This is a genomic window from Flavobacterium sp. 123 (assembly GCF_003634825.1).
Lineage (GTDB): Bacteria > Bacteroidota > Bacteroidia > Flavobacteriales > Flavobacteriaceae > Flavobacterium.
The window spans coordinates 2,082,574-2,103,427 of record NZ_RBXD01000001.1; the positions used below are offsets into that span (position 1 = coordinate 2,082,574).

Annotated in this window: 20 protein-coding genes; 8 read left to right on the forward strand and 12 right to left on the reverse strand. The window is 31.9% G+C overall.

Translation table 11 applies throughout. From position 1 onward, the window contains the following. The first annotated feature begins 12 nt into the window (after window positions 1-12). The 3 genes from C8C88_RS09130 to C8C88_RS09140 all read left to right on the forward strand — a co-directional run bounded on the left by C8C88_RS09130 (window position 13) and on the right by C8C88_RS09140 (window position 3,229). Complete coding sequence (locus tag C8C88_RS09130; protein ID WP_121337788.1) at window positions 13-738, forward strand: DUF4382 domain-containing protein; 726 nt, start codon at window positions 13-15, stop codon at window positions 736-738. A 127-nt stretch (window positions 739-865) separates the two neighbouring features. Continuing rightward, the gene (gene ffh, locus C8C88_RS09135) at window positions 866-2,227 is read left to right on the forward strand and encodes a signal recognition particle protein (RefSeq protein WP_121337789.1); all 1,362 of its coding nucleotides are present in this window, start codon (window positions 866-868) and stop codon (window positions 2,225-2,227) included. Between the two features lie 117 nt (window positions 2,228-2,344). Then, window positions 2,345-3,229 (forward strand): bifunctional 5,10-methylenetetrahydrofolate dehydrogenase/5,10-methenyltetrahydrofolate cyclohydrolase, encoded by an 885-nt coding sequence (locus tag C8C88_RS09140; protein ID WP_121337790.1) that lies wholly within the window; start codon window positions 2,345-2,347, stop codon window positions 3,227-3,229. A gap of 39 nt (window positions 3,230-3,268) precedes the next feature. On the opposite strand, the gene rluF is transcribed toward C8C88_RS09140, so the two are convergent. The 4 genes from rluF to C8C88_RS09160 all read right to left on the reverse strand — a co-directional run bounded on the left by rluF (window position 3,269) and on the right by C8C88_RS09160 (window position 6,934). Further along, complete coding sequence (rluF, locus tag C8C88_RS09145) at window positions 3,269-4,081, reverse strand: 23S rRNA pseudouridine(2604) synthase RluF (RefSeq protein ID WP_121337791.1); 813 nt, start codon at window positions 4,079-4,081, stop codon at window positions 3,269-3,271. 89 nt (window positions 4,082-4,170) lie between these two features. Beyond that, window positions 4,171-5,019, reverse strand: a complete 849-nt coding sequence (locus C8C88_RS09150; RefSeq protein WP_121337792.1) for an alpha/beta fold hydrolase — start codon at window positions 5,017-5,019, stop codon at window positions 4,171-4,173. Window positions 5,020-5,056: 37 nt separating this feature from the next. After that, the gene (locus C8C88_RS09155; RefSeq protein ID WP_121337793.1) at window positions 5,057-5,836 is read right to left on the reverse strand and encodes a zinc ribbon domain-containing protein; all 780 of its coding nucleotides are present in this window, start codon (window positions 5,834-5,836) and stop codon (window positions 5,057-5,059) included. Between the two features lie 3 nt (window positions 5,837-5,839). Then, window positions 5,840-6,934, reverse strand: a complete 1,095-nt coding sequence (locus tag C8C88_RS09160; RefSeq protein ID WP_121337794.1) for a Nif3-like dinuclear metal center hexameric protein — start codon at window positions 6,932-6,934, stop codon at window positions 5,840-5,842. Window positions 6,935-7,045: 111 nt separating this feature from the next. Between C8C88_RS09160 and lpxK the strand changes: the two genes are divergently transcribed. Next, the gene (gene lpxK / locus C8C88_RS09165) at window positions 7,046-8,068 is read left to right on the forward strand and encodes a tetraacyldisaccharide 4'-kinase (protein ID WP_121337795.1); all 1,023 of its coding nucleotides are present in this window, start codon (window positions 7,046-7,048) and stop codon (window positions 8,066-8,068) included. Between the two features lie 94 nt (window positions 8,069-8,162). Here the strand turns inward: lpxK and C8C88_RS09170 are convergent, their stop codons facing one another. Both C8C88_RS09170 and C8C88_RS09175 read right to left on the reverse strand, forming a co-directional pair. After that, the gene (locus C8C88_RS09170) at window positions 8,163-8,594 is read right to left on the reverse strand and encodes a response regulator (protein ID WP_121337796.1); all 432 of its coding nucleotides are present in this window, start codon (window positions 8,592-8,594) and stop codon (window positions 8,163-8,165) included. A 6-nt stretch (window positions 8,595-8,600) separates the two neighbouring features. Next, on the reverse strand, window positions 8,601-9,878 hold the full coding sequence (locus C8C88_RS09175) for an ATP-binding protein (protein ID WP_121337797.1): 1,278 nt from the start codon (window positions 9,876-9,878) through the stop codon (window positions 8,601-8,603). 459 nt (window positions 9,879-10,337) lie between these two features. Here C8C88_RS09175 and C8C88_RS09180 point away from each other — a divergent pair, with 459 nt between their 5' ends. From C8C88_RS09180 to C8C88_RS09185, 3 genes are all read left to right on the forward strand, one after another. Then, complete coding sequence (locus C8C88_RS09180) at window positions 10,338-11,477, forward strand: GAF domain-containing protein (RefSeq protein WP_121337798.1); 1,140 nt, start codon at window positions 10,338-10,340, stop codon at window positions 11,475-11,477. 141 nt (window positions 11,478-11,618) lie between these two features. Continuing rightward, a complete protein-coding gene (locus C8C88_RS12940) occupies window positions 11,619-11,792 on the forward strand; it encodes a hypothetical protein (protein ID WP_199711404.1) in 174 nt (57 codons plus the stop codon). 236 nt (window positions 11,793-12,028) lie between these two features. Beyond that, window positions 12,029-12,841 (forward strand): purine-nucleoside phosphorylase, encoded by an 813-nt coding sequence (locus C8C88_RS09185; protein WP_121337799.1) that lies wholly within the window; start codon window positions 12,029-12,031, stop codon window positions 12,839-12,841. 4 nt (window positions 12,842-12,845) lie between these two features. Here the strand turns inward: C8C88_RS09185 and C8C88_RS09190 are convergent, their stop codons facing one another. From C8C88_RS09190 to lipA, 3 genes are all read right to left on the reverse strand, one after another. Next, window positions 12,846-15,011 carry an ATP-binding protein gene (locus C8C88_RS09190; RefSeq protein WP_121337800.1) on the reverse strand — a complete coding sequence of 722 codons (2,166 nt, stop codon included), beginning with the start codon at window positions 15,009-15,011 and terminating at the stop codon, window positions 12,846-12,848. A gap of 6 nt (window positions 15,012-15,017) precedes the next feature. Beyond that, entirely contained in the window at window positions 15,018-16,031 is a 1,014-nt protein-coding gene (gene gap, locus C8C88_RS09195; RefSeq protein WP_121337801.1) for a type I glyceraldehyde-3-phosphate dehydrogenase, read from the reverse strand. 65 nt (window positions 16,032-16,096) lie between these two features. After that, window positions 16,097-16,966 carry a lipoyl synthase gene (gene lipA / locus C8C88_RS09200; protein ID WP_121337802.1) on the reverse strand — a complete coding sequence of 290 codons (870 nt, stop codon included), beginning with the start codon at window positions 16,964-16,966 and terminating at the stop codon, window positions 16,097-16,099. 167 nt (window positions 16,967-17,133) lie between these two features. On the opposite strand from lipA, the gene C8C88_RS09205 reads away from it, so the two are divergent. Next, on the forward strand, window positions 17,134-17,982 hold the full coding sequence (locus C8C88_RS09205; protein ID WP_121337803.1) for a M48 family metalloprotease: 849 nt from the start codon (window positions 17,134-17,136) through the stop codon (window positions 17,980-17,982). Between the two features lie 68 nt (window positions 17,983-18,050). Here C8C88_RS09205 and C8C88_RS09210 read toward each other — a convergent pair whose 3' ends face one another. The 3 genes from C8C88_RS09210 to murB all read right to left on the reverse strand — a co-directional run bounded on the left by C8C88_RS09210 (window position 18,051) and on the right by murB (window position 20,843). Next, the gene (locus C8C88_RS09210; protein ID WP_121337804.1) at window positions 18,051-18,602 is read right to left on the reverse strand and encodes an RNA polymerase sigma factor; all 552 of its coding nucleotides are present in this window, start codon (window positions 18,600-18,602) and stop codon (window positions 18,051-18,053) included. After that, on the reverse strand, window positions 18,593-19,699 hold the full coding sequence (locus C8C88_RS09215; RefSeq protein ID WP_121337805.1) for a glycosyltransferase: 1,107 nt from the start codon (window positions 19,697-19,699) through the stop codon (window positions 18,593-18,595). Before C8C88_RS09215 ends, C8C88_RS09210 begins: the two co-directional genes overlap by 10 nt. A 130-nt stretch (window positions 19,700-19,829) precedes the next feature. Beyond that, window positions 19,830-20,843 (reverse strand): UDP-N-acetylmuramate dehydrogenase, encoded by a 1,014-nt coding sequence (gene murB / locus C8C88_RS09220; protein WP_121337806.1) that lies wholly within the window; start codon window positions 20,841-20,843, stop codon window positions 19,830-19,832. Between the last annotated feature and the right edge of the window lie 11 nt (window positions 20,844-20,854).

Consider the following 20,854-nt stretch of genomic DNA (forward strand, 5'->3'; position numbering starts at 1 on the left):
ATTTACCTAAAAATGAAGAAAATCACAATTTTAGTCGTATTGGCCATGATGATAGTTTCTTGCACACAAGATTCTAATTCAAGTGGCAATGTTACATTGAAAGCATCGGCTGTAGCCACAACTGGAAAAACATCATTGACAGCGCGTTCAGCAACACCAACACCAATTGTTGTTATTACTGATTTTAAAGTGAATATTGGCAAAATTAAATTTGAAACGGATGAAGAAGATGACAGACATGAACAGGACTCTATTCATGAAGATTTAAAACTTGTAGGGCCATTTTTATTGGACTTATTGAATGACAATACTACGTTAAGCCAAACAATTGCTTCGGTAGAAATTCCAAATGCGAAATATGAAGAAATTAAATTCAAATTTGAACCAAGTACTGTAGCTGGCGAAATGTTAGGAAAGAGTTTCTTAATTAAAGGAACTATTAATGGAACTGAATTTGTTGTTTCTAGTAGTGAAGAAGCAGATTTGAAAATGGATTTTTTAGATGCATCAAAGGATTTTACAGTTAATGGAACCGATTTGACTCTAAATATAAAAATTCAATTAGATGCTGTTATTGCCAGAATAACTGCTCTTGCAGGTCAAGGACTACTGACTGATACAGATGGAGATGGCGTTATAGAAATTAGTACGCTACTTGGTGATGATGAACATCATGATTTTGGTGAAGAAATAAAGCATTTGTTAGAAAATGAAACCCATTTAGACGACAAAGACTAATTAAAAAATTAGTTTGATTATAAAAAAAGAGGCTATCTCAAAAGGATAGCCTCTTTTTATTTCTATTCCTATTTAAACTTCAAAATCAAATGCTTAAATTTGCACCTTAATTTAAGAAAAATACAAGATGTTTGATAATTTAAGCGATAAATTAGATAAAGCCTTTCATATATTAAAAGGACACGGAAAAATCACCGAAGTAAACGTTGCTGAAACTTTGAAAGAAGTTAGAAGAGCCTTACTTGATGCCGATGTTAACTTTAAAATAGCTAAAGATTTTACTACCAAAGTAAAAGAAAAAGCGATTGGTCAAGATGTATTAACAACACTTCAACCAGGACAATTATTGGTAAAGTTAGTTAAAGATGAATTGACGGAATTAATGGGTGGTGATGTTGCTGGAATTAATCTTTCAGGAACACCGACGGTTATTTTGATGTCAGGTTTACAAGGGTCTGGTAAGACTACTTTTTCTGGAAAATTAGCTAATTATTTACAAACAAAAAAGAACAAAAAACCACTTTTGGTTGCTTGTGATATATACCGTCCTGCTGCGATACAACAGTTATATGTAGTTGGAGATTCAATAGGAGTTGAGGTTTACTCAGAACCTGAAAATAAAAATCCAGTAGAAATTGCTCAAAATGCAATCAAACATGCAAAAGCAAATGGATTCAATGTAGTGATTGTCGATACTGCAGGTCGTTTAGCAGTTGACGAAGAAATGATGAACGAAATTGAACGTGTTCATAAAGCTATTCAACCTCAAGAGACTTTATTTGTGGTTGATGCCATGACGGGTCAAGATGCTGTAAATACTGCTAAAACATTCAATGATAGACTAAATTTTGATGGAGTTATCCTTACTAAATTAGATGGTGATACTCGAGGTGGAGCAGCTATTTCTATTAAATCAGTAGTTAATAAGCCTATTAAATTTGTTGGAACAGGTGAAAAAATGGAAGCTATTGATGTGTTCTATCCTGTTCGTATGGCGGAACGTATACTTGGTATGGGTGACGTTGTGTCTTTGGTAGAAAGAGCACAAGAACAATTTGATGAAGAAGAAGCAAGAAAAATCCAAAAAAAAATCGCTAAAAATGAATTTGGTTTTGATGATTTCTTGTCTCAAATTCAACAAGTTAAAAAAATGGGTAATATGAAGGATTTGGTAGGAATGATACCAGGTGCTTCAAAAGCCATGAAAGATGTACAAATTGAAGATGATGCTTTCAAACATATAGAAGCTATTATTCATTCTATGACTCCTGTAGAAAGAAGTAAACCAGCCATTATTGATGTAAAAAGAAAGGCTAGAATTGCAAAAGGTTCTGGTACTAAAATTGAGCAAGTAAATCAATTGATGAAACAGTTTGATCAAATGAGCAAAATGATGAAGATGATGCAAGGGCCAGGGGGAAAAAATCTTATGAAAATGATGGGTGGAATGAAAGGAATGCCTGGTGGTATGCCTGGAGGAATGAGATAAAAAAAATAGTGTTCAGTAAATCAGTTTTGAAACACATTATACTATCAATATTTAAGAGTTTTTGTTTAAGTTTATAAAACTTAAACTTTAAACTTTAAACATTTTAAACAAGAAGAAATGCAACTACTAGACGGTAAAAAAACATCAGAAGACATTAAAAATGAAATCGCAGCCGAAGTGCTACAGATGAAAAAAAACGGGGAAAAAGTACCTCATTTAGCAGCTGTAATAGTAGGTAATAATGGAGCTAGCTTGACTTATGTAGGAAGTAAGGTTCGTTCTTGTCAACAAATTGGCTTCGAATCAACATTAGTAAGCTTGCCTGAAACTATTACCGAAGCGGAATTGCTAGAAAAGATTGCGGAGTTAAACCAAGATGATAACTTAGATGGCTACATCGTACAGTTGCCATTACCGAAGCATATTGATGAACAAAAAATCCTTATGGCTGTTGATCCTGACAAAGATGTAGATGGTTTTCATCCTACAAATTTTGGGAAAATGGCTTTGGAAATGGAAACATTTTTACCAGCTACACCGTTTGGAATTATGCAATTATTGGAGCGTTACAAAGTAGAAACTGCGGGTAAACATACTGTAGTTATTGGACGTAGTCATATTGTAGGTCGTCCTATGAGTATCTTGATGAGTCGTAAAGGATATCCTGGTGATTCAACGGTAACATTAACTCATAGTAGAACCAAAAATATTGAAGAGTTTACAAAAAATGCAGATATTATCATTACGGCACTAGGGGTTCCAAATTATCTTAAAGCGGATATGGTAAAAGATGGTGTTGTTGTAATTGATGTAGGTATCACTAGAGTTGAAGACGCTTCACATCCAAAAGGATATGTAATTACTGGAGATGTTGATTTTGATGGTGTAAGTAAAAAATCTTCTTTTATAACACCAGTTCCTGGAGGTGTTGGTCCAATGACTATTGCCATGTTATTACAAAATACGCTTTTAGCACGAAAAATGCGAAGCGCTAGAAAATAAAAATAAAAAAATCCCATCGTATGATGGGATTTTTTTTATTTAATAATCGCCTCTTTTCTTAAATCGAGGGTCATCTCTTTTGATGAATTCGGTTCTTCTTTTTGGATTTTCTGCTTTAGGTAAACTGGCTTCTTCTGTTTTACTCGAAGGTTCAATCAATTGATTCAGCTCTTTGATTTCAGCATCGGTTAAATCGCGATAACGCCCTACAGGAACATCAAGAGAAATATTGATAATTCGGATGCGTTTCAAAGCGGTAACTTCATATCCTAAATATTCACACATTCTACGAATTTGGCGGTTTAAACCTTGAGTCAAAATTATCTTAAAAATATATTTGCTAATTTGTTCGACTTTACATTTTCGAGTAACAGTATCTAAAATGGGAACACCATTTCCCATTCTTTCAATAAAACGATCCGTTATAGGTTTGTTTACCGTAACGGTATATTCTTTTTCGTGATTGTTTCTGGCTCTAAGTATTTTGTTTACAATATCACCATCATTAGTCATGAAGATTAACCCTTCACTGGCTTTGTCTAATCGCCCAATTGGAAAGATACGTTTTGGGTAGTTGATATAATCTACAATATTATTACGTACCTCTAGGTTAGTGGTACATTCAATTCCTACAGGTTTATTGAAGGCTAGATAGACAGGTTTTTCTGTTTTTTCACGAATTAACTTCCCATCAATGCGTACTTCGTCATCAGGAGAAACTTTTGTTCCTAATTCTGGAACAACTCCATTTATAGTTACACGACCTTCTTCAATAATTTTATCGGCTTCACGACGCGAACAATACCCTGTTTCACCAATGAATTTATTGAGACGTTTTAGATTTTCTTCCATGTTGCAAAAGTAGTACTAAATTGTTTAATCGGGTATGTGCTTATTTGAAAAAATAATGAATAGTCGTAGATTTTCAATGTTTGATAGTTCTATTTCGATTCAAATAAAAAGAATGAAATTTTTTTGTACAAGTCATCATCATGCATACTATGCCCGAGGCCTTTAGTTTCAATGAAATCAGCATTTTTCCAGCTGCTAGCTATTTTTTTTGCTTCGTCAAACAAAACGACTGTGTCTTCGATATCATGGGCTATGAGCCCTTTTGTATTAATTTTTGAGGCAAATAATTTTCCCGTAAAATGGTCTAAATTGAGTTTGAAACTTTTTAAATAATGGGCTTCTAATTCTTTAGATATTTTTTGATTTAAACTTAATAACGAAATATAATTATTTAAAATAATATTGAAATCACTCGGTGCTCCTAAAATCACCATTTTTTTTACAGCGTCATTTTGATAAATGGATTGGTAATATAAAATGGTTTTTCCTCCAATTGAATGTCCTACTAGAAATTGAGGTTTGAACTTTTCGACAGCAATATGGATGAATTCTGCGTATTTTGGAATGCTAAATTCTTTACCGCTAGACAATCCATGAGCTGGCCCGTCAATGGCAATAATTGTAACGCCAGATTTTTTTAAATAAGGGATAAAATTTTCCCAACGTGAAGCATTACTTTCCCATCCATGAACTAATAAAACAGTTGTTTCACTTCCTTTCCAGGTATAGGTTTGAAAAGTATGGTCTTCATGAACGAAGGTATTTGTTTCTGCTTCTTGTAGAATTTTTGGAAGCTTATTTTTTGACAATCGTCCTACTCTAGGTTCGCTAAAAAAAGCATAGGCAAGTCGTGAGGCTTTTTTAGGAAATACAAAACTTAATGAGTTGATGTATAATCCTAAAGATTTCGTGAATATAAAAAAGAGTATGTTTTTCATAATAAAAAAGCCTCCGATTAGGGAGGCTTAAATATACTTAAAATTTAGAAAACAAATTTTCCATTTTTTCTTTTTCTTCGTCGGCCAGTGCGCTGTCGACTAATATTCTTCCTGAATGTTCATCAGTAATGATTTTCTTTCTTGAAGCAATTTCTACTTGTGTTTGTGGAGGAATTGTAAAGAAAGAACCAGCCGAAGCGCCTCTTTCAATTGATACAACTGCTAAACCATTACGAACACTGCTTCTGATTCTTTTGTAAGCTGCTAATAATCTTTCTTCGATTTGAGCTTCAAATTCTGCTGATTTTTCAGACAAGAATAATTCTTCTTTCTGAGTTTCAGCCATGATAGCATCTAATTCAGATTTTTTATGTTTCAAGTGTGAAGATTTTGCTTCTAATTTTTCTTTAGAGTTAGCAATAATCTCTTTCTTGTGTTCCATAGAAGCTTTCATTTCTTTGATTTGCTTTTCAGCCAATTGAATTTCTAATTCTTGAAATTCAACTTCTTTAGTCAAAGAATTAAATTCTCTATTGTTACGAACACTTTCTTGTTGTTTGGTGTATTTTTTGATGGCCTCTTTGTGCTCATCAATAGCATTTTTCTTTACCTTGATAAGGTCTTCGATTACTTCGAGATCACTTTTTAATTTTTCTGAACGGGTGCTTAAGCCAGCAACTTCATCTTCTAAATCTTCCACTTCTAAAGGAAGTTCTCCTCTTACGTTTCTGATTTCGTCAATTCTAGAGTCAATAAGTTGTAAATCGTAAATTGCTCTTAACTTGTCCTCAACACTTAATTCTTTCGTATTCGCCATATTCTATAAGTACTTAACTGGATTTGTATTTTCTTCTGATAAAATGAATGCAAAATTAAGGATTTTTTTCCGAAGAAAGTCAACAATATAATTTTTTGTATAGCGTTCGCTTTCAAAATGTCCAATATCTGCCAAAAGTAACTTGTTTTCGGCTTCATAAAACTGATGATATTTCAAATCGGCAGTCAAAAAAGCATCTGCACCAGCTTGAATTGCGTTTTTTATAGCAAAACTTCCAGCTCCACCAAGCACAGCTACTTTTTTTATTTTTTTTCCTGTAAAGGCAGAATGACGAATTCCATCGGATAGCATTTTGTCTTTGACATTCAATAAAAAATCTTTTTCATCAACTGGTGTTTCGAGTTCTCCTATCATTCCAAGACCAATATTTTGATGAGAATTTTGTAATTCGTAAATTTCATAGGCTACTTCCTCATAAGCATGGCTCTTAAAAAGTGATTGTAAGATTTTGCTTTCTAAATGTTTTTCAAAAGTAACTTCAATTTTTATTTCATCGCCTTGAACAAATTCAAATCGTTCTCCAACTTGAGGATTGCTATGCTCATTTCCCATGTAGGTTCCAATTCCCTTTGAATTGAAGCTGCAATTTTCATAATTTCCAATCATTCCAGCACCGGCATCAAAAAGTGCATTTCGAACTTCTTCGGCATTTTCAGGAATGGTATAAGTGACTAATTTTCTGATGAAGTTTTGCTTTGGAATCAAAATCTTAGTGTTTTTTAATCCTAAAGCGTCACAGAATATTTTATTGACACCTTCTTGATGATTATCTAAAGCGGTATGAACGGAGTAAATAGCGATGTCATTTTTTATGGCTTTAATAATGGAACGTTCCACATAATTTTTACCCGTGATTTTCTTTAAGCCTGAAAATAATATAGGGTGGAAGCAAACAACCAAATTGCAATTTTTGCTAATTGCCTCTTCAATAACGCTTTCTAATGCGTCATGACAAACTAAAACACCAGTTGCTTCTGTTTCCTGATCTCCTACGAGTAACCCTACATTATCAAAATCTTCAGCATAGGCAAGAGGAGCCATTTCTTCGAGTACAGAAATTATTTCTTTAATTTTCATTGATTTTAGTTTAAAGTTTAAGGTTTAAAGTTCAAGGTTGAGCAACTTTCAACATTAAACAAATGAAACAAAAAATTATATTTCAAAGATAAAATATTCTACTTTCGTAAAATGAATTTACTGCGAAAAATACTGTTTCCATTTGCCATTTTATATGGTTTGGTTACTAGTATTCGTAATTTTCTTTTTGATATAGGGATTTTAAAATCCTATTCTTTTGATTTACCTATTATAGCGGTTGGGAATCTAAGCGTTGGTGGTACAGGAAAAACGCCTCAAATTGAATATTTAATTCGGTTACTTTCTGGTAAATATAAAATTGCAACACTAAGCCGTGGATATAAAAGGCAGTCGGAAGGGTTTGTTTTAGCCGATTCAACATCAAATGCTATGGTTCTTGGGGATGAACCTTTTCAGTTTTACCAAAAATTTCCGGGAATACAAGTTGCCGTTGATGCTGATAGAAAAAATGGTATTGAACACTTGCTTTCGCAAAAAGAAAAACCCGAAATTATCCTGTTAGATGATGCCTTTCAACATCGAAAAGTTAAGGCTGGTTTTTATATTTTGTTGACTTCTTATGGTGATTTGTATTCAGATGACTATATATTGCCAACAGGGAATTTGCGCGAAAGCCGAACTGGGGCAAAAAGAGCGAATGTTGTGGTTGTTACAAAATGTCCTGCTAATCTTTCGCTTGACGAGCAAAATGAAATTAAAGCAAAACTTAAACTAACTCCAAGCCAAGAATTGTATTTTTCGTTTATCGATTATGATGATTCCATTTTTTCGGAAGACAAAACGATGAAGGTTGAAGAAATAAGGAATAATGATAAATTACTTTTAGCTGGAATTGCTAAGCCGGAACCTTTTTTTGAATTTTTGAAATCAGAAGTTAACAATCAAGAAATTTTGACTTATCCAGATCATTATCATTTTACCGAAAAAGATATTTTAGAAATAAAAGAAAAGGCGAAGCATAAAATTATTATTACTACTGAGAAGGATTATGTTCGGTTAAAAGATTCTGTTTTAGCAGCACAATTATATTATTTGCCCATACGAAGTAGCTTTGTTTCTGGCGGAAATAGTTTTGATGAAAGCATTCAGAATTTTGTAGAAAGACTTAAGTAGTTATTATAATAATTATTTATTGTTGGTTTAAATCATTTATCTTATTCTTATAATTGATTGTATGAATACTTTAAAAAAAGTATTCATTTTTTGTTTAGAGAAAATCTGGAAAATGGGTTTCCATGATGTTGCTAATTGTTTCTAGCGATAAAGGTTTGTTCTTAAAATCGGAAACATCGTCAATTCCTTGCGCTCGTTTTTTGTCGTCAGGATTAAGCGAAGTGGTTAACATTACGATAATTATTTTTCCTTTTTGGTGTTCTTCTAATTGGTGGTAAACCTCCAGAAATTCCCAACCATCCATAACAGGCATATTGATGTCCAATAAAGTTAGCATAGGTTGTGGATACACATCGTCATCTTTTTCAAATTTACCTTTATTGGTTATAAAATCAATAGCTTCTTTACCATTTAGAACAGTTTGAATATGATCTGTTATTCCCGCTTTTTTGATAATCATTTGATTGATAAAGTTGGTTCCTTTATCATCGTCAATTAATAAAACACAGTTTAATTTTTTTTTCATAAAGTTTTATAATTTAGGAATAGTGAAATTGAACACGCTTTTTTTGCCTAGTTCTGAATCAGCCCATATTGTACCACCATGCAATGTTACAATTTTTTTGCAATGTGCCAAACCTATTCCGGTTCCGTCATATTCGTCACGGTCATGAAGTCTTTTAAAGATAACAAATAATTTATGCATGTCTTTTTGATCAATACCGATACCATTGTCTTGTACTGAAAAAGTCCAATTTTTTTCATCTTCGATAGCCGATATTTTGATTTCAGGGATGCTGTCTTTTTTTCTGAATTTGATGGCATTGCTGATGAGATTTTGAAACAATTGTCGTATCTCTGTAGGATAACACTTTAAAGTAGGTAATTTATCTAGGTTAATTTTAGCACCGCTTTCTTTGATAACGATGGTCATATCAGTAAGTACATCATTCAGGATTTGATTACAATCCGTTTCGATCAATTCTTTGTTATTGCCTATTCGGGAGTAATCAAGCAATCCTTTGACTAAGGTTTGCATCCGTTTTGACGATTTAGATATAAAATCGATATATATAGAACCATTACCTTCAAGTTCGCTTGAGAATTCTTTTTCAAGAAGTTCTGAAAAACTGACTAAAGAGCGCAAGGGTTCTTGAAGATCATGTGAGGTTATATAAGTAAATTGTTCGAGTTCTTTATTTTGATTTTGTAATTTTCTGTTTTGCTCGGCTAATGTGATTTCTCTTTTTAAGAGTGTTTCCGTTCTTTCTTTAACCTTTTTTTCTAATTCAAAATTTAGTTTTTGTATTTCTTTCGAACGCTGGATGATTTCAACTTCCATATCGTTTACTTTTTTCTGTAAACCGGCAGTTAATATCTCACTTATTTCTTGTTCATTTTTTAATGACATGTAACTGGTTACATCTTGAACGCGATGAATGATATACTCAATTTCATTTTTTGAATTTAATACAGGAATATTTAAGGGGCTCCAGTAGCGAGCTTCAAAGTTTCCTTCGGGTGTTTGAATGTCATATTTTTGAACAGCCATAGTATGTGGCTCTTTTTGTGTCAAAACATAATTTAGGGATTGGGACAAATTAGAAACGCCAGTAGCCGTTTCGTCCTCAGGATTATCTGGAAAAACATCAAATAATTTACAACCAACGATTTCTTCCTTTTTTTTCAAAGAAGCTTTTTCGTAGGAATGATTGACATCTAAGATTATTAAATCTGTAGATAAAATGAGATATAAATCTGGAATTAGTTCAAATATTTTTTGATAACTAATTGGATTATGGTAGGCCATTATTTTTCGTTTAGATAGCAATTGTTTTATTGGGGGGGCAAAACATTTGGCATTGTTTATAGATTCAATTTCAATATTAAATTTAATAATTATAATTAAAAATACCTAATTTATTCTTGTTTTATAGGCAAATAACTCCTGTAAATAGATATGCAGTTTGGCAATTATATTTAAGTTTAAATAATCGAAAGCTATATAAACATGTCGAACTAGTACGACAAATATGTATATAAATAATTCATTTTTAGTTTTTTAATTGGGTGTATTTCTCTAATTATTTTTAATAACCTAATTAAAATTAGCTTGTGGTTTTTAATAATATACAACTAAAGGAAATGAGTTAACAAAAACCTAAAAATGATTTACAAAAAGTAAATTTTTAGTAAATTTACGATTAGCCCCAAAGTTATAAATAAACTGTGGTATTGGCATTTATTTAACTACTAATCAATTGTGAATATGACCGAGCAATCAAGATTAAAAGAATTATACCGCTACCATATACTTGATACCAAACCTGAAGTAGCGTTAGATGAATTGGCAGAAATTGCATCTGTAATTTGTAATACTCCTATGTCATTAATCACAATGGTTGACAAAGAACGTACTTGGCACAAATCAAAATATGGTTTTGATATAGAAGAAGTTGTCAGGCAGAATTCTTTCTGTCAACATGCATTGAATAATCCAAAAGAAGTTTTTGTGGTTGAGGATGCGCAATTAGATAGGAAGTTTATTGATAATCCTTTTACGAAAGGAGATAATGCAATTCGTTTTTATGCTGGAGCACCGCTAGTCACTCCAAAAGGGTATGTTTTAGGAACTATTTGTGTAGTTGATACCCAACCAAAAAAAATTACTGAGGTTCAAAAAAGAGCCTTGCAAATTCTATCCAAAAAAGCAATGGACTATCTTAATTCAAGAAAGTTGATTCTTCTGCAAAATGACAATATAGAATTAAACGCACTCAAATTAAAAAAACTAACAGACTCAGCTCCTTGTGTAATCTTCCAGTTAAAAATGTCGAAAAAAGGAAAGATGAAATTTGATTTTTTGAGCAAAGGAATTAATAGTAGACTTCCAAATTTTAAATCAGATCTTTTAAAAGAATCTCCAGAATTGTTTTTTGATTTTATTCATCCTGATGATTTGTCTCACGTAAAACAAAGTATTGACGATTCATTCACCAATCTTACGGAATCGCATATCGCCTATAAAGTCATGGTTTCTGAAAATAAAACGGAATGGCATTTGGGTAGAGCTTTACCTGAAAAAGCAAAAGACGGATCTGTTATTTGGTATGGCACCATTCAAAATGTAACGAGTCTTATAGAATATGAAAAAGCTATGGAGCAGGTTATGTATGACCTTTCGCATGTTGTGAGAAAACCTGTGGCTAATCTTTTAGGGTTAACTAACATAATTGAAAATGAGAAATATAATGAGATTAATTTCAAAGAATATATAGGTTATATTAAAACGGTATCAGATGAACTTGACAACTTTATAAAAACGCTAAACCAAACATACTGGCAAAAGAATAAAAAAATAACAGGACTTAATAAAACCTTACCTAAGGCTGGAAAAAATACTACATAATTTTCATATTAACGACCAAGCGAAGGCTGATAACTCAAAAAAAGCATATAAATACTAAATACAGACTTTTTTTAAATCTCTAAAAATCAATTTTAAGTGATTGAGATTACTTTTTTAAAATTACTATTTAAATAAAAAGCTATGGAAATAGATTGGACAATATTGAGCATTATCTTAATTGGTTTAATTGTTTTGATTGTATTGGTTATCAAGAAAAATCAAAAGGATAAAAAAGACTACACTCATTTCTTAAATAATGATTTCAAAAAAGCAAAGGAAGAAGAAGTAAATCCTGACAATGACGATGATTTTTAATTGTAATTATTCTTAAAGGACTTATCAGTAATAGCTTTTTTTAGTGTTTGCTGGATGTAGTAGTTCTTTCTGAGGTTGAATCTAAAATATATCTTTTCTTTTTTGTAAAAATTATCTTAACTCCTATAATTTTTCTACATTTGATAGGAAAAGTAGTAAATTGTGACTAGACATATCTCTGATTTATAAGCGATATGCAGTCTGAATTTGATAGTTAATTAAATAAATAATTAAAAATGTGGGATAAAGTTCAAGAAACTGTTAGTTATATAAAAAGTAAAATTAATTCTGATCCAGAATACGGAGTTATTTTAGGTTCTGGTTTAGGTAGTTTTACAGAGGAAATGAAAGTTGAATTTACTTTACCTTACAACGAAATTCCAAATTTTCCTGTTTCAACAGTTCAAGGTCATAAAGGGGCTTTGGTTTTTGGAACAATCAAAGACAAGAAAGTTGTCGCTATGCAAGGAAGGTTTCATTTTTATGAAGGATATTCCATGAAAGAAGTTACTTTTCCAGTTCGTGTTATGAAGTATTTAGGCGTCACAAAACTAATTGTATCAAATGCTTCTGGGGGCGTAAACCCTAATTATAGAGTAGGTTCTGTAGTTATTATCAAAGATCATATTAATATGGCACCAGAGCATCCTTTGCGTGGAAAAAACGATGAACGTTTTGGTCCTCGTTTTGTAAATATGAGTGAGCCATATTCTAGAAAAATGATTGCCAGAGCTAAAGAAATTGCAGTTGATTTAAATATAGAAGTTCACGAAGGAATTTATTTAGGATTGCAAGGTCCAACCTTTGAAACTTTGGCAGAATACCGAATGGTTAAAATTTTAGGTGCTGATTGTGTTGGTATGTCCACAGTGCCTGAAGTAATTGTGGCGCGTCATATGGATATAGAAACTTTTGGAATTTCAGTAATTACAGATATGGGTGATGAACACAATATAGATACTGTTTCTCATGACGAGGTTTTAGATGCTGCTAAAAAAGCAGAACCTGAAGTTAGAAAACTAATTAAGGAACTGATTTTAAGAAATTAAATCGTTAGATATATTTTGAAATTGTGGTATAGAAATCGTTCGGTACAAAAGGTTTTGTAATAACATCATTCATACCAAAAGATAATAGCATTTCTCTGTTTTCGTGTAATGAAATGGCAGTAAGCGCAATTATAGGAGTTTCAGTGTCAAATTCTCTGATTTGTTTAGTGGCTACTGTTCCGTTAATTCCTGGTAAATGCACATCCATGAGGATTAAGTCATATTTGTTGTTTCTTGCAGCCTCAATTGCATCTTCACCATTGTCGATTATTTCACAAAAAATATCTTTATTTTCAAGCATCTTCTTTGTAATCATTTGATTGATTTTGTTGTCTTCAATCAAAAGAATTTTTTTATTCGCTAACAAATCGGGATTAAATTTTTCTACTTTCTTTTGTAGGACTACTGGAGCAGAACCAATTTTGAAGTGTAATTTGAATGAAAAAGTAGAGCCTTTCCCAACGGTGCTTTCTAGTTTTATATCCCCACCCAAAAGGGTAACTAACTTTTTGACGATAGTTAATCCAAGCCCAGTTCCTCCATATTTTCGATTGACTTCGATTGAACCTTGTGAAAAACTATCAAAAACAGTTTCTAATTTGTCTGCTGCTATTCCAATTCCGGTATCTACAATTTCAAAATAAATTAAAACATTCTTTCCTTCAGAGGATTCTAATTTAGTACGTACTGTTACGGTTCCGTTTTTTGTAAACTTCAACGCATTGTTTATTAAATTCATGAATATTTGGGACAACCTAGTGGGGTCACCTATCAAATAATTAGGAATAGCATTATCAATTTCAAGATTGAAATGGTTGTTGTTTATATGGGCTAGTTCTTTCAGAGAATTTTGAATGTTCTCTAATAATTCTTTTAAATTAAAAGGGATGTTTTCTATCTCAATTTTATTAGAATCCATCTTGTTTATTTCCAGAATTTCATTGATGAATTTGGTTAAATAATTTCCAGAAAATTCTAATGATTGCAAATAATTCAGTTGGGATTTTTTGGGTTTTTCTTCTAATAATAAGTGTGTAATTCCATTAATAGCATTCAATGGAGTACGGAGTTCGTGACTTACTGTTGATAGAAATTCAGATCTAGCTTTAGAGGCTTTCTCAGCCTTGTTTTTAGCAATAATCAATTCATTATTTTTTTCTTTCAATAATAAATTGGATTCGTTTCGGATGATGTTGTTTTTATAAAGGGATAAACTCAATAAAGACAAGATAGTAATTAAGGCTATTGCCAAAATGTTAATCAGTTTGGAGTATTTATAGGTTTTTTGTTCCTCGCTTTTTTCTTTTTGTTTTTCAAGAGTTGTATTTAAAATTTGCTTTTGTTTGAATTTAGTAAAATCGTCTAAATTCGCTTTTGCACTATTCATTTTATAAATATGGTCTTTCAATTGATAGTGCTCATCCAAGTAGGAATAAGCTCTGTCGAAATCTTTCTTTTCTTTATAGCTTTGGCTAAAGGCTAAAATGATTTTTGATTTTTGCTCTAAATTAGTATTCTTTTCATTCATTTTTAGAGCGTTCTCTAAATAGTATAAAGCAGAATCGCTTATTTTTTGAATGTTTTTTATAGTTCCTAATTGATAAAACGCTTCGGCTTTAATTTTAAGATTTTTCGAATTGTCTTGATTTTTTATTATCTTTTTGAAAGCATTAGCAGCCAAATCGTATTTTTCATTGGTCTTGTATGCAATTCCTTTTTTTAGATTTAAAGACTCGGAGTTGTCCTTAATTTTTAATTTATAATAGATAAACTCAGAGGTGTCAAAATAAATTTTGGCAAGAGTATAATTTTCTTTTTTGATATTGATTAACCCTAGATAGTAATAAGTAGCCGCCAAGGTTGAAGTAGGAGGTACGTTTTTAAGAAGGAAAGCACTTTTATGGAAGTATTTGTCTGCATTTACAAAGGAATTTTTGTCAAAATAAATTCTTCCTAACTTATAAAAAAGAGCAGATTGAGCGCCTATAGAACTGTTTTTTCGGCTAAAAGTTATCGCTTTTTGAATGTAAAACTCCGCATTTTTTGGATTGCTAACTTTGATGTTATATCCTGCTAAATTAGAATAAAAGGCTATACTATCTGTTTTCTTTTCAGTTTGAGAATACAGATGAGAATTTAAAAAAACTATAAAAATGAAAAAGTATTTCATTTACAATTAATTTTTTTCAATTTTGTTTGCACTAGTCAGTAGTATTAAATCGATAAGACGTGATGAATATCCAATTTCATTATCATACCAGCCAACTACTTTTACCATTTTATCAATTACTGAGGTAAGCTGAGCATCAAATATACAAGAATTTCTGTTACCAATCACATCTACGGACACGATAGGATCTTCAGTATAATCTAATATTTGTTTTAAATTTGTTTGTGATGCTAATTTGAATGCAGCATTTATCTCTTCAATAGTAACCACCCGTTTTACATTGAATGTAATGTCAGTCAAAGACCCATCAGGAACGGGAACACGAATACCACAACCGCCTATTTTATTTTGTAATTTAGGAAATATTTTTGTCAAAGCTTTAGCTGCTCCAGTTGTTGTTGGAACAATTGATTGACTAGCTCCTCTTGCTCTACGCAAATCTTTATGCGGTTGGTCATGAAGACTTTGGTCTGTTGTAAAAGAGTGAATAGTAGTAATATAGGCTTGTTCAATACCGCAAAGCTCATCGATTATTTTTATCATTGGAGCGGCATTATTTGTGGTGCAACTTGCATTTGACAGTATCGTTTCTGTTCCGTCAAGAATATTCTCATTTACACCTAAAACAACAGTTTTTATGCTGTCAACTTCTGATGGAGCAGAAAGGATTACTTTTTTGGCTCCAGCCAAAATATGACCATTTAACTCTTCAAAGGTTTTGTATTTCCCTGTAGATTCAATTACATAATCAATCGAATTACTTTTCCAGTCTAAGTTTGAAATGTTTTTTTCGTGAAAAAACAAAAACGGTTTTCCATCTACATTAATTCCTGTTTCATCATGACTGACTACATACGGTAAAACACCATGTATGCTGTCATATTTTACAAGATGAGCCATGGTTTTATTGTCCGCAATATCATTTATGGCAATTACTTCGATGCTGGGATGGTTTAAAAGTAATCGAAACAGATTTCGTCCAATTCTTCCAAAACCATTTATGGCAATTCTTGTTTTCAATTTTTTGTGTTTAAAGTTTTAGGTCTAAAGTTTCAAGTTGAGTAACCTTAAACTTGAAACAGTTTTTAAAGAATATGTTTTTGTGCTTTATAAGAAGAGCGAACAAGCGGTCCGCTTTCAACATGTCTAAAGCCTAATTCTAAACCGAATTTTTCGTATTTAGCAAATTGTTCAGGTGTTATAAATTCTTTTACTGGCAAATGTTTTTTACTAGGTTGTAAATATTGACCAATGGTTACAATATCTACATTCGCTTCGTATAAATCCCGCATGGTTTGAAAAACTTCTTCTTCTTCTTCACCTAAACCAAGCATAATTCCAGATTTTGTTCTATTAATTCCTTTTTCTTTTAGGTATCTTAAAACTTCTAAACTACGATCATATTTTGCTTGTATACGAACTTCACGTGTCAACCTGCGCACTGTTTCAACATTATGCGAAACAACTTCAGGATTAGCTTCAACAATACGGTCTATATTTCTTTCGATTCCTTGAAAATCAGGAATCAAAGTTTCAAGAGTTGTGTTAGGATTCATTCTTCTGATGGCTTTTACGGTTTCTATCCAAATGATAGAACCACCATCTTTAAGATCATCTCTGTCAACACTTGTAATTACAGCATGTTTGATATTCATTATTTTTATAGAACGCGCCACTTTTTCGGGTTCATCCCAATCTACAGTTTCTGGTCTTCCAGTTTTTACCCCACAAAAACCACAAGATCGGGTACATACATTTCCTAAAATCATAAATGTGGCTGTTCCTTCTCCCCAACATTCACCCATGTTCGGGCAACTTCCAGAAGTACAAATAGTATTTAAGCTATATTTATCAACTAAGCCACGAAGCTCAGTATATTTTTGACCAATCGGGAGTTTCACTTTTAGCCATTTTGGTTTTCCTACGGCTAATGTAGTATCTAAAACAGTTTCCATAAAATCATTTTTTTTCGAATGGCAAAGATAATGAAAGTTGATTTAAGAAAGCAGAAATTAGGGTGTAGGATTTTGTTTTTAAGAAATGATTTGTTGTAATAATTAACTGTATCCCATAAAGTCAAAAATGTAAAAAGTCTTAAATTTGGTCAATAAAATTAAAAAAGATGAAAAATAAATCGTTACTGTTCAGTATAGCTTTTGTTACTATTGGTTTTTTAAATGCTAATGCCCAAATTAATTTTGGCGAAAAAGCACTTGGTGCAGTTCAAAAAGGAGTTGCTGGATTTACTTTTAGCAATGCTGATGCAGCAGCTTTATCTAAAGCAGCTGTAGATAAAATGGATGCAGAGCATACTATTGCCGGTCCAAAAGATCCGTATGCTATTAGGCTTAATAAAGTTTTTGGGAAACACACTCAAGGAGACGGATTTATATTAAACTATAAAGTTTATATCTTAAAAGAAGTTAATGCATTTGCAACAGCGGATGGAAGTGTTCGCGTTTATTCTGGATTGATGGATATTATGGATGATAACGAATTATTAGCTGTTATTGGTCATGAAATAGGGCATGTTGCAAATCATGATTCGCAGGATGCTATGAAAGCAGCTTACAAAAAAGAAGCGTTAATCGATGCGGTTGCTTCACAATCTAATAAAGTGGCAGCACTTACGGATAGTCAATTAGCAAAGTTGGGAAGTACAATGCTTGATAGTAAACATAGTAGAAAGCAAGAATCTGAAGCAGATGAGTACTCTTATAATTTTATGAAAAAAAACGGATACGATGTAAATGCTGTTTCTTCCGCTTTTTCTATTCTAGCTAAGATGAGTGAAGGAAGTGAGGCTTCCTTTTTAGATAAAATGATGAGTTCTCATCCCGATTCAAAAGAGAGAGCTGAATTAGCCAAAGAGAGAGCTGAAAAAGATGGTTTGTATAAACCTTATGTGAAACAAAAGAAAATAACTCCAGTACTTAAAACTTCTAAAAAAAGCACTAAAAAGAAAAAGTAATACCACTAAATGTAACAAAAAAGCAGAACCTTAGAGTTCTGCTTTTTTTATTTACTTGTAATTCATTATTATCTTCTGTTTTGAATAATTTCAGCTAATAATTTTTTTGCCCGAAGAAGTTTAATCTTCACATTACTTAAAGGCTCATCAATTTTAGTCGCAATTTCTTGATAACTTAATTCTTGAAAATACCGCATCTGAATTACTTCTTGGTAATGCGGTTTCAACTCTTTTATAAATTGAAGTAGCTGTGAAAGGTTTTGCTCCGTAATTAATTCGTCTTCGGCAGATGGAGTAGTGTCAGCAATATTATAGGCTTGCTGGTCTTCTTGATCCGTAATTTCGATAAAAAGATTTGTTTTTCTTTTTCGCAATAAATCAATATGAACATTTTTTGCAATAGCAATAAGCCAGGTATTAAACTGAAATTCTGGATTATAGGTTGCTATTTTGTCAAAGGCTTTAGAGAATGTTTCAATAGTAATATCCTCAGCATTGGTTTCATTTTCGGTGCGTTGCAGCATGAAGCCATACACTTCATTCCAATAATAATCTAATAGAAAAGTAAAGGCAACTTGGTCTCCTTGTTTTGCTTTTTCTATTTGTTTTTTTATTTCCAATGTACTGGTTTTGAGAAGATATTAGTTATAAAGATATTAATTTGTGTGAATATCAATACTATTTCAACTATTGGAAACCAAAATTTAATGTCATTCTCTTTTAATTTGCCTGCTGAAAACCCTACAACAACCCAAGCTACAATATATCTAGTCAATAGTAAGCTTAATACTAAAATCCATTGAAATTGGAATGCTAACAATAAAGCAGCTAGTAAAATGAATAATAATTGGGAACAATAAAATAATCCCAATTGTAATTTATCAAAGGGTTTGTAATAATTTGCAGTAGCAACATGCCTTCTTTTTTGAGTAAAAAATTCTTTGAAAGATGTTTTTGGTTTCGAAAGAGTAAAGCTCTCTGGAGTATATGCAATGGTTACGTTTTTGGCATTAGCAGCTTGATTGATGAATAAATCATCATCGCCAGAACGAACTTGAATATGTTCTATAAAACCATTTACGTTAAAAAATTCTTCTTTTTTATACCCCATGTTTCTTCCTACACCCATATAAGGATGTCCGGCTTTTGCCCAAGAAAAATATTGTATTGCGGTTAAAAGAGTTTCAAAACGGATTATTTTGTTCAAAAATGAGTTAGCAATTTTCTCATATTTTCCGTATCCTAAAACTATAGTTTTTTGCATTGTAAACTGCGAACTCATAGCTGTTATCCAATCTTTAGAAGTAGGATAACAATCAGCATCAGTAAACAAAAGATATTCTTTTTTTGCCGCTTTTATTCCAAGGGTTAAAGCATATTTTTTATTTCCCCAAAAAGCTTCGTTGTTTTCAACTTTTACCAGACGAATGTTCGGGTATTGTTTTTCAAATTCTTCGAAAACTGCCAATGTACCATCACTTGATGCATCATCAATTAGTACAATTTCAAAATCAGGATAATTCTGTTCCGCAAGAATCGGAATAAAATTAGCTACATTTTCTTCTTCATTTTTCGCGCATACAATAACGGATATCGGAATTCTTTTTGGTGTTATCTTTTGCGCTTTGGCGAAAGCAAATTTCCCAAAAATTCCCAGATAATAAGCTAGTTGTATGATAACTATTAAAACAAAAAAGTATAAAGTAATTGTAAGCATTTGAGTTTTATGTCTTTTAAATCGAGTGCAAAGGTAATTATGAATTGTTAAATTTCAATACGCAATGAGAATTACTTTTATGATTTTGCTATTTCATTGATTGAGGAACTATCATGAATGTTTTTTATATTTAAATTATATTCACTTCGGCTTCAATATCAATTCCAAAGGTTTTTAAAACGGTTTCTTGAACATGTTTTGAAATGTCAAGAATTTCTTTTCCAGTTGCACCACCATAATTAACTAGAACTAAGGCTTGGTTTTTATGTATACCTGCATTTCCAAAACGTTTTCCTTTTAGACCAGCTTGTTCTATCAACCAACCTGCAGGAACTTTTACTTCTGTTTCGGAAACTTCATAATACTTCATTTCTGGAAATTTCTGATGAATTTTTTCGAAATCAGATTTCAAAATTATAGGATTTTTAAAGAAACTGCCGCTGTTTCCAAGTTCTTTTGGGTCTGGTAATTTGCTTTTTCTGATAGCAATTACAGCATTACTAACGTCTTTTAATGTTGGGTTGATAATGTTGTTATTAGTCAATTCACCCATAATATCTCCGTATGAAGTGTTGATTTTATGGTTTCGTTTAGTCAGTTTAAAAACTACTGATGTAATGATATATTGATCTTTAGCGTCATTTTTGAAAACACTTTCTCGGTAACCAAAATGGCATTCTTGATTTGTAAAAGTTTTTGTTTCTTGATTTTCAATTGTAATTGCCTCACATGAAACAAAGGTGTCTTTTATTTCAGTACCGTAAGCGCCAATATTTTGAACAGGAGTTGTGCCTACGTTTCCAGGAATAAGGGACATGTTTTCTAATCCACCAAAATTTTGGTCAATTGTCCAAAGTACAAATTCATGCCAATTTTCACCAGCCTGACTTTCTACCCAAACAAAATCTTCGTCTTCTTTTACTACTTTTTTACCTTTCAAATCGACATGAATCACTAAGGCTTCAATATCTTTTGTTAATAGCATATTGCTACCTCCACCTAAAATAAATTTTTTATTAGATTTATTTTCTTCTAAAATAGCCCTTAAGTCTTGAATTGATTGTACTGCTACAAATTGTTTTGCTTTGGCTTCAATGCCAAATGTATTGAAGTTTTTTAAAGAAAAATTATTTAGTAGTTCCATAAAAGAAAGTG